Origin of the sequence: Pseudoflavonifractor phocaeensis (assembly GCF_021531375.1) — a bacterium.
Lineage (GTDB): Bacteria > Bacillota > Clostridia > Oscillospirales > Oscillospiraceae > Lawsonibacter > Lawsonibacter phocaeensis_B.
In genome coordinates this window covers 25,930-33,429 of the sequence record NZ_JADYTU010000021.1, presented here as the reverse complement: position 1 = coordinate 33,429, position 7,500 = coordinate 25,930, and the positions used below count along the sequence as shown (strand labels likewise).

At 55.1% G+C, this 7,500-nt stretch carries 10 protein-coding genes; all 10 read right to left on the bottom strand.

The genetic code is table 11. The features are described 5' to 3' along the window. Window positions 1–194: 194 nt before the first annotated feature. On the bottom strand, window positions 195–365 hold the full coding sequence (locus I6E39_RS08005) for a hypothetical protein (RefSeq protein WP_235381085.1): 171 nt from the start codon (window positions 363–365) through the stop codon (window positions 195–197). A 94-nt stretch (window positions 366–459) separates the two neighbouring features. Further along, window positions 460–1,203, bottom strand: a complete 744-nt coding sequence (locus I6E39_RS08000; RefSeq protein ID WP_235381084.1) for a polysaccharide deacetylase family protein — start codon at window positions 1,201–1,203, stop codon at window positions 460–462. Continuing rightward, window positions 1,200–1,418 (bottom strand): hypothetical protein, encoded by a 219-nt coding sequence (locus I6E39_RS07995; RefSeq protein WP_235381083.1) that lies wholly within the window; start codon window positions 1,416–1,418, stop codon window positions 1,200–1,202. The genes I6E39_RS08000 and I6E39_RS07995 overlap by 4 nt, the downstream gene beginning before the upstream one ends. 38 nt (window positions 1,419–1,456) lie before the next feature. Beyond that, complete coding sequence (locus I6E39_RS07990; protein WP_235381082.1) at window positions 1,457–2,428, bottom strand: SPFH domain-containing protein; 972 nt, start codon at window positions 2,426–2,428, stop codon at window positions 1,457–1,459. Between the two features lie 28 nt (window positions 2,429–2,456). After that, window positions 2,457–2,885 (bottom strand): NfeD family protein, encoded by a 429-nt coding sequence (locus I6E39_RS07985; protein WP_235381081.1) that lies wholly within the window; start codon window positions 2,883–2,885, stop codon window positions 2,457–2,459. Between the two features lie 157 nt (window positions 2,886–3,042). Next, a complete protein-coding gene (locus I6E39_RS07980; protein ID WP_235381080.1) occupies window positions 3,043–3,666 on the bottom strand; it encodes a YczE/YyaS/YitT family protein in 624 nt (207 codons plus the stop codon). A 6-nt stretch (window positions 3,667–3,672) separates the two neighbouring features. Continuing rightward, complete coding sequence (locus tag I6E39_RS07975) at window positions 3,673–4,209, bottom strand: YgjV family protein (RefSeq protein ID WP_235381079.1); 537 nt, start codon at window positions 4,207–4,209, stop codon at window positions 3,673–3,675. 301 nt (window positions 4,210–4,510) lie between these two features. Then, complete coding sequence (locus I6E39_RS07970; protein WP_235229991.1) at window positions 4,511–5,098, bottom strand: sugar O-acetyltransferase; 588 nt, start codon at window positions 5,096–5,098, stop codon at window positions 4,511–4,513. 293 nt (window positions 5,099–5,391) lie between these two features. Next, on the bottom strand, window positions 5,392–7,023 hold the full coding sequence (gene groL, locus I6E39_RS07965; RefSeq protein ID WP_235381078.1) for a chaperonin GroEL: 1,632 nt from the start codon (window positions 7,021–7,023) through the stop codon (window positions 5,392–5,394). Window positions 7,024–7,132: 109 nt separating this feature from the next. After that, entirely contained in the window at window positions 7,133–7,417 is a 285-nt protein-coding gene (locus tag I6E39_RS07960; protein WP_235381077.1) for a co-chaperone GroES, read from the bottom strand. Between the last annotated feature and the right edge of the window lie 83 nt (window positions 7,418–7,500).

Below are 7,500 nucleotides of genomic sequence, written 5' to 3'. Positions count from 1 at the left end.
CCGCCCTGCTCCCCCTTCTGCAGGCCTTCCCCCGGCCCGTTACCTGGCTGGCTCTGGCCACACTGTTGGCTGACGCTCTGCTGTCCGGCTTGCTTCTGAGGCGCACCGGAAATCGGCACTGTCTGCAATGGTACGCGGTCCGAGGATAAAAAACGACCGTTGGCGATTGCCAGCGGTCATTTTTACTCGTAATATTACTCTTCGTAGTCATCGTACTCGGAGGCACAGGCCTTGCGCTGGAACTTCTCCTTGGCACAGTCTCCCAGTTCAGCCAGCTTATCCCAGTAGGCGATAATGGCACAGATGGCGGCGGCGGCTCCCAGAGACAGAGCCACGATCTTCAGTACAAAACGAGCCACTTTCATATCCATGTTCCTCCTTCAATGTGGGCTGTTGTCCCTAGTTTACATGAAAGAGAGGAAAATTACAATCACTTTTCCAAATTTAATGGATGTTCCCTCAAATATCCCCGGGCACAAGAGCAGTATACAGCGCCCCTTTCTCCGGCTGGACACCCCTCAGCGCCATGAGCTGTTCCACTGTGACAAAGCAGTATCCCCGGCCCAGCAATTCGTCCACGATCCGAAGGGCGGCATCCACCGAGGTGTAGTAGATATCGTGCATCAGGATGATGTCTCCGTCCTTCACCTGTCCCGTCACCGCGGCCACGATCCGGTCGGTATGCTTGTCCTTCCAGTCCTCCGGGTCCACGGACCAGAGAATCAGGGGGCCGTCCGCCCACTGCTCCACTGAGTTGTCCACGATTCCGTAGGGGGGGCGGAGCCAGTAGTCCCCTAGGCCCAGAATGTCCGTCAGCAGGGCCCTGGTCTTGCTGACCTGGAGATCAAATTCCCGCCGGGAAAGTTCGGTCACCCGCACATGGTCAAAAGTGTGGACCCCGATCTGGTGCCCTTGGGACGCCATTTCCCGGATCAGCTCCTCATTGCCCGCGATCCGTTCCCCCACCAGGAAAAAGGTGGCGGGCACCTCCCGCAGGGCCAGCCCCTCCAGCAGCCGCCCGGTGGTGGTGCTCCGGGGGCCGTCGTCAAAGGTGAGGGCTACCAGAGGCGGGTCGCCCTCCCTGATCTCTACCCGAGCACCTCCGCCAACGGGTTGAACTGCCCCCGGTCCCGGTCCCAAGGTCAGCGCAAAACAGGCGATCAACAATCCCAGCCCTACGCCCCGCAGACCTCTTCCTCTCACATCCACCGCGCCCCTTTCCAAAACCATTCAGCGTCAGTATGTGAAGGGGACGCGATTTTTTGTCTTGAAATTTTTGTTATTTTTTCGGCAAAGAAACACGCAAAACTTTCGATCTTGTGCCCGCAGACAGGTATTGCGCTTTCCGAGACGTGCGCTTCTGGCGAAGGCTCAAAAAGCGGCATGACGTTGGTCATGCCGCTTTTCGGAATATTCAATCATATGATCTGCTCATAGGTGGATCTTTCGATCCTGCTTACTGCTTGGGCACTGTTTTGGTGATGGTAGCCTTGGGGTCCTCGGTATCGAAGACCGTCTTGGCGGCGGCGGCCAGACCGGCCAGGCCCTGAATCTCGCTGGGGACGATGATCTTGGTGGCCTTGCCGTTGGCGGCAGCCTGGAAGGCTTCCAGTGCCTTGATCTTGATGACGGCGTCGCCGGGAGCGGCCTCGTTGATAAGCTTGATGGCGTCGGCGGTGGCCTGCTGGACCTTCAGGATGGCCTCAGCCTCAGCCTCGGCCTCCAGGATCTTGGCCTGCTTGGCACCCTCCGCCTGGAGGATGGCCGCCTGCTTGGCGGCGTCGGCCCGGAGGATGGCAGACTGCTTCTCGCCCTCAGCCACCAGGATCTGGGACTGCTTCTGACCCTCGGCCTGGAGGATGGCCTCGCGGCGCTCACGCTCGGCCCGCATCTGCTTCTCCATGGACTCCTGAATATCGCGGGGCGGCATGATGTTCTTCAGCTCCACCCGGTTGACTTTGATGCCCCAGGGATCGGTGGCCTCGTCCAGAATGGAGCGCATCTGCGTGTTGATGTGGTCCCGGCTGGTCAGGGACTGGTCCAGCTCCAGGTCGCCGATGATATTACGCAGGGTGGTGGCGGTCAGATTCTCAATGGCGGACAGGGGGTTCTCCACGCCGTAAGTGTACAGCTTGGGATCGGTGATTTGGAAATAGACCACAGTATCGATCTGCATGGTCACGTTGTCCTTGGTGATGACGGGCTGGGGCGCAAAGTCCACCACCTGCTCCTTCAGGGATACGTTCTTGGCCACCCGCTCGATGATGGGCATTTTAAACTTCAGGCCCACATCCCACACGGTGCGGAACGCGCCCAGACGCTCAATGACGAAGGCCCGGGACTGGGGCACGATCTTGATGCAGGAGCCCAGCAGAAGAAGCAGGAACAAGATACCTACGCCTAATACGACCCATTTCACAATTTCCATTTCCGTCTCTCCTCCTCAATTTTGATCCTTATTTTGTCTCTACGAAGACTTTGACGCCCTCGATCCGGAGCACGGTGACCTCCGCGTCCTTGGGGATCACCACGTCCCGCTCGCTGCGGGCCGTCCAGATCTGGCCGGCCACACTGACCTGGCCCTTGCCGGCCACATTGTCGATGGCCTCGGTGACAATGGCGGTCTTGCCAATGACCCGGTCGGCGTTGGTGGCCACCCGGCCCGACTGCATCAGCTTTGCGGCCACAGGCCGGACCAGAGCCAGCGCCAGGGCGGACAGAGACAGGAACAGCACCACCTGGAGCCAGATGGGTCCCCCAAATAGGGACACGATCAGTCCGCCCAGAGCCCCCACCGCAAACCAGATAAAGGTCAGACCCGCCGTCAGCGCCTCGCCCGCCACCAGCACCACGACCATTATCAGCCAAATCGTACTTGGAAGCATAAACTCTCCTTTCCCCTCAGGCCCTTACAGGAGCTTCGGACGATTTCTTATGCTAAGCTTACCATAACTCTCTTTAAAATGCCACTGTCCGGGTATAGAATACAGATGCAATTCGAAAACAGTTCAAGTTTAGTACAACTTTAGTTCAAAAGCAGTCTTAATGGATTGCCTTTCCCAAAACAATTGTGTCTATAGCAGGCTTTAGGATTTTTACAAACTTCTGTAACAACGCGCCTGACAGCATAATTGTTGCAATCGTGCAAATTCCAACAGTACCTCCCAAAATCCATCCAAGCAAAACACACATCACATCTAATATGATTCTAACATTTTGAATGGGCCATTGATTTTTATGTACAAAAGCAAATGTTAAAGCTTCATAGGGTCCTTTTCCAAAGTCCGCAAGGGAATAAAGCGCTGAACCAAAACTGAATATAACAAGTCCGCATATCATTATAAGGAAATTCGCCAGTTTTGAGCTGCTATAATGCAAAAACGGGGCAAATAAATCGATGCAAAAGCTATAGATTACTTGATACAGTATCGTCCCTATATGGATTTGCTTTCTGTCATAAAACCAGCAAAAGACCACCATTGCCGAGGCAATGATCAACGATGCCTGCCCAATGGTTATACGGATCGTCTTTGCCATCCCCTGCCATAATACCGCAAGTGTTGCGGAACCAAAACCGGCATAAATTGCTATATCCAATCCGAATGCAGCAATTACTGTTCCTACAATGACAGTCAAAAGTTTTAATATCATCTTTTTGCGAGACATATTATTCTATCTCCCCTTTATCCGGGCGTATTCCTGCTCCGCGCCGCCTTTCGGCTCTTTTTTCATCAGGGATGCCGCCGTGATCAACGTCAGCACGGACTCCGTCACCATGCCGGAATAGGAACGCACCGCAATGACATACACCAGCCACGAAAGGCCGCTGACAATGCCCGCGCCCTGTATCACCCGCTTGTTAGACTGGAAGAAGGGCAGCAGGGCCACCAACGATGCCAAAATAGGCAGCAGCGTCACTGGCGTTTCGTAGGTTAACACAGCAATCAGCAGGAACACAGCTGCGATAGGCATCGCCGTGGCGACCTTGTTCCAACGAAACCGCTCCTGTAATAGGAAAAGCATCAACACGATAATTTGAAAAAAGCTACATACTGCACCAGACAGGGCGTGAAGTAGTGCATAATGGATGGCAAAAATCAAATTGGCAACTACCTGCCACAGCAAGATCATGCGCTTGTCCTTCTGCCAGTAGCTGAGTCCCATAGTAATTAATGCACCAAAGCCGATCATCTGATAAAGCACATTCATTCGTCTGTCCTCCCATGAAAAAAGCCACGCACCCAGCAAGGGTGCGTGGCGAAAAATGGATGCGATGTTCCAGAAAAATCCACACAAATTTTGGAATTATATTGTACCATAGTAAAGGCTCGCTTGTCAATCCGCAGAGAGGCGCGTCTCTACGCGTCTCTACGCAAAACCTTGTCGAAATAGAAGTTGGATCTTATGATTTCCATTGTGCTCAAAGGCGTTCATCATGCGGCTTCCCTGCTTAATAGCGTGATGGAAAATCCTGTTTTCCTCGCTGTTCAACTACCCGATCAGTCAGAAGCTACCGATCCCAGTAAGTTTTTTTATCATCCTCTGTAATGGGACGGATAACTTTGCACGGATTACCGACAGCTACGGAGTTGCTCGGGATATCTTTCACAACAACGCTGCCGCCGCCAATTACCACATTGCTTCCAATGTTTACTCCTGGCATCACTTGTACGCCTGCACCGATCCAGACATTATCTCCAACAGTTATAGGATATGCATATTCCAAGCCCTGATTGCGGCGCTCATAATCGATGGGGTGCCCCGCTGTATGGAAGCCACAGTCCGGTGCGACAAAGACATTGTCGCCAAAGGTCACCTTTCCGCAATCGAGGATGACAAGGTTATGGTTTGAGTAAAAGTTTTCTCCCAATTCAATATTGTAACCATAATCGCACCAGAAGGGAGCGGTTATGCAGCAGTTTGCCCCCATTTTACCCAGAAGTTGATATAGAATTTTTTGCTGCCCTTGTTCATCCGCAGGAGAGAGCTGATTGTATTGATGACATAATTCCTTTGCCTTGACACGCTCCAGCTTCAAATCCGTATCATGATTAGCATCGTAAAGCTGTTGCTTTAGCATTTTTTCTTTTTCTGTCATTTGGAGTGCTCCGTTCAAATTTTGTTACTTAATTTTATCATATCATGCTGTGAACCGCTCTGCAACAGAGATGTCTGATAAAGCCAGGGATAAAGAAAAACAATGACACATAAGAAAATCAAGAAGTAAAGTCTCTTGAGATGTAAAACTCCCGATGCCTACCATTCGGTAAGCATCGGGAGTTTGTAACCCTATTATGCGCTTGAAATTTTGGCGTAAGTGGCGTAAGTTTGGCGCAAATCCGCTTCTCAGCCTCGCAAAAATCAAGCAATTTCAAGGCTTTGCGGTGTCTCTTAGTACATGCCGCCCATGCTGGGGTCAGCGGGGGCCGCAATCGGTGCGGGAGGCTGGGGCTTGTCGGCCACCAGGGACTCGGTGGTCAGCAGGACAGAGGCGATGGAGGCGGCGTTCTCCAGAGCGGAACGGGTCACCTTGGTGGGATCCACGATACCGGCGGAGATCATATCCACATAGGTCTCGTTGTAGGCGTCGAAGCCGAAGCCGGTCTTGCCGGAGTCCTTGATCTTCTCCAGCACCACGGAGCCGTCGATACCGGCGTTGGCGGCGATCTGCTTCACGGGCTCGGTCAGAGCCTTGACGATGATCTTCACGCCGGTCTTCTCGTCGCCGTCGGTCTCAGCCAGCAGCTTCTCCACGGCGGGGACAGCGTTGATATAGGCGGTGCCGCCGCCGGCCACGATGCCCTCTTCCACAGCGGCACGGGTGGCGTTCAGAGCGTCCTCGATGCGGAGCTTCTTCTCCTTCATCTCGACCTCAGTGGCAGCGCCGACCTTGATGACGGCCACGCCGCCGGCCAGCTTGGCCAGCCGCTCCTGCAGCTTCTCGCGGTCATAGTCGGAGGTGGTCACTTCGATCTGGCTCTTGATCTGGGCGACGCGGGCGCGGATCTCCTCGGAGCTGCCGGCACCGTTGACGATGGTGGTGTTCTCCTTGGTGACCTTGATCTGACGGGCCTTGCCCAGCATGTTCAGCTGAGCCTCCTTCAGCTCCAGACCCACGTCGGCGGAGATGACCTGGCCGCCGGTGAGGATGGCGATATCCTGGAGCATCTCCTTGCGGCGGTCGCCGAAGCCGGGGGCCTTGACGCACACCACGTTCAGGGTACCACGCAGACGGTTGACGATCAGGGTGGACAGAGCGTCGCCCTCCACGTCCTCAGCGATGATCAGCAGCTTCTTGCCGGACTGGACCACCTGCTCCAGAACGGGCAGCAGCTCCTGGATGTTGGAGATCTTCTTGTCGGTGATCAGGACCAGGGCGTCGTCCAGAATGGCCTCCATCTTCTCGGTGTCGGTGACCATATAGGGGGTGATGTAGCCCCGGTCAAACTGCATGCCTTCCACGACCTCAGAGTAGGTCTCGGCGGTCTTGGACTCCTCGATGGTGATGACGCCGTCGTGGCCCACCTTCTCCATGGCCTCGGCGATCAGCTTGCCGATGTTCTCGTCGCCGGAGGAGACGGTGCCTACCCGGGCGATGTCGGCGGTGCCGTTGACCTTCTGGCTGTTGCCCTTGATGGCCTCGATGGCGGTCTCGGTGGCCTTGGCGATGCCCTTCTTCATGACCATGGGGTTGGCGCCGGCGGCCAGGTTCTTCAGACCCTCACGGATGATGGCCTGGGCCAGCAGAGTGGCGGTGGTGGTGCCGTCGCCGGCCACGTCGTTGGTCTTGGTGGAGACTTCCTTCACCAGCTGGGCACCCATGTTCTCAAAGGGGTCCTCCAGCTCGATCTCCTTGGCGATGGTCACGCCGTCGTTGGTGATCAGGGGAGCGCCGAACTTCTTGTCCAGCACCACGTTGCGGCCCTTGGGGCCCATGGTGATCTTCACGGTGTCGGCCAGCTGGTTGACGCCCTTCTCCAGAGCCTTGCGGGCCTCTTCGCCGTAGCAAATAATTTTAGCCATAAAGCATTACCTCCAAAATAATGAGATGATTTCAATGTTACTGCGCATAGCCGTTCACGACGGCTTCGCGCTTCGTTGTTGTCACGCTCCGCCTGTGTGCGCTTCGTGATTACTCGACGATGGCCAGGATGTCGTTCTGACGGACGATGGTGACTTCCTCGCCGTCCAGCTTCACCTGGGTGCCGGCGTACTTGCTGGTGATGACCTTGTCGCCCACCTTCACGGTCATGACGACCTCCTTGCCGTCCACCATGCCGCCGGGGCCGACGGCCAGGACCTGGGCCACTTCGGGCTTCTCCTTGGCGGCGCCGGTCAGGATGATGCCGCCCTTGGTGGTTTCCTCCGCCTCGACCAGCTTGACGATCACACGGTCAGCCAAAGGTTTGAGTTTCATAGTAGGGTTCCTCCTTATATAATAGATATTGGTATAAACAAATTAATGGAACGAGCCTGCTCAGCCGTTCTTCTTAGCACTCA